This is a genomic window from Thermogutta sp. (assembly GCF_014359955.1).
Taxonomy (GTDB): Bacteria; Planctomycetota; Planctomycetia; order Pirellulales; family Thermoguttaceae; genus Thermogutta.
Window position 1 is genome coordinate 1 of sequence record NZ_JACIYL010000860.1, and the last position, 1,796, is coordinate 1,796.

General features: G+C 60.5%; 2 protein-coding genes. One reads left to right on the forward strand and one right to left on the reverse strand.

What is annotated here, in order from left to right; genetic code table 11:
• Positions 1-879 (forward strand): glutamine amidotransferase (locus H5U08_RS17645; RefSeq protein ID WP_297036114.1); only part of this gene is annotated, 879 nt, incomplete at its 5' end.
• A gap of 23 nt (positions 880-902) precedes the next feature.
• Here the strand turns inward: H5U08_RS17645 and H5U08_RS17650 are convergent.
• Positions 903-1,040 carry a hypothetical protein gene (locus H5U08_RS17650; protein WP_297036117.1) on the reverse strand — a complete coding sequence of 46 codons (138 nt, stop codon included), beginning with the start codon at positions 1,038-1,040 and terminating at the stop codon, positions 903-905.
• Positions 1,041-1,796 lie beyond the last annotated feature (756 nt).

The following is a 1,796-nucleotide window of genomic DNA, read 5'->3' on the forward strand; positions in this document are numbered from 1 at the left end:
GAAAATTTGGATGAGGTCGTTATGCTTCCGCGCGTTTGTTACTTCGGTGACGATGAACTCACAGGGCCAGCCGCTTATCTGGCCGGGGTCATGGAATACTGCGGCTTCGACTACGAGCATGTTCCGAGTCGGCGACGGGTTGCGGATGAGTTGCTCAAGGAACCGTTTGCCCTCTACGTCATCAGCGATTATCCATCGGTCGGGTTTACCCTGCCGCAGCTCAAGCGATTGAGAGAGCACGTGGCGCAGGGATCGGGGCTCCTCATGATCGGCGGCTGGGAGAGCTACTTTGGCCGCGTGGGAGAATACGTGAATCGCCCGATCGCCGAGGCGCTGCCCGTCTACCTCAGTATGTCTGACGACCGCGTCAACTGCCCGCAGGGGTGCGTCGTCCGAATGGCAAAACGTCATCCGATCACGGACGGCCTTCCCTGGGATAAACCGCCACTGGTCGCTGGGTTCAATCGTATTTTCCCGAAGCCGGAGGGTACCACGCTGCTTGCCGGTGACCGTCTTGCGATCACAGACAGGGGTGACAGGTTGGACGTCTCCGTGGTGGACAGGGTGCCACTGCTCGTCGTGGGCCGATTTGGTGCTGGTCGGACAGCCGCTCTCGCGTTCGACGTGGCTCCCCATTGGATCAGCGGCATGGTGGACTGGGGGGAGCACCGGATCGTGGTGCAAATTCCGGCGGGCGGCTCCATTGAGGTGGGGGACGCCTACGTCCGCTTGCTGGGCAATATCGTTGCCTGGACAGGGAAACTCCGCGAGCTGCCCGACGCGTATCCGGAGGAAGACCTGTCCGCTTCCGCGGCGTCTGAAACAATCGTGGCAACCGATACCGAAAACGCGACTTCTCTCAGGGAACGGCTCACTTGAACCAGGCTCGGTGGCGACGGGCGTCAGTAGTCAATTCGCGAACCGAACCCGCGGAGCCAGAGGGCCCCCACGGCAAGTCCCACGACGGCCACGATCAGCCATTCGCGAGGACCTAGATAATTCAGCCAGCGATCCACGAACGACAGACACCGTTCCAGCATGGTGTGACGGACCTTGCACGCCGCTGTGAAAAATCGGGACCGAATCGCGTATCGAGGCATCCTGTGAAAAGTTTAGCACACATTTGGGCGAGGGCGGAAAACCGTTTTCTGAGCGGAGTCGAACTCCCTATTTAGGAGGGGAGCCTGTCTGCGGTCTGAGTCCGGACGCGGGGCAGGCGGGAGGTTTACCGCGGGTAAGACGGGTCGAAAGCCCCTGGGGCACTTGAGTCATTTCCCCTTTTCTGCTGCAGAAAGCGGCACGGACCCGGACAACGTCTTGGGCGGAAGCAGGCTTCAGCCCGGAGGGACGTCCTCGTCACGTCATATTCGTCCGTCCATATTCGGAGGGACCTGCTTGTCAGGTCCGTATCTGGAGGGACCTGCTTGTCAGGTCCACTCATCTACCTTGGATGATCCACCCCAATTCACTCGCGTCATGGTAGAGGCAATTCATGAATTGCCCCTACCCCGCTCGTGACACTACGTGGCGAAGCGACACCGAGCACGACGAGCGTGCCCTCCGAACGGATACTCGGAGAGACGTGCCTGTCACGTCCGCATTCCAGCCTTGGATAGACCACTTTTATTCGGCGGGCGCGACGAGCGTGCCCTTCCGTGTTCGACGGACGCCGGGGAAGGCGTCCCTCCAATAGTTGAATTGGAGGGCCCGGTTCCACCCAGGCCGTGCCACCGGTAGGGGCAATTCATGAATTGCCCCAACAACACCATGCGCTCGGGGCATGCCCTAGGTTTTTG

Coding starts and splice junctions, on each gene's coding strand:
- H5U08_RS17650 (WP_297036117.1), bottom strand. CDS start 1,040: ATGCTGGAACGGTGTCTGTCGTTCGTGGATCGCTGGCTGAATTATCTA.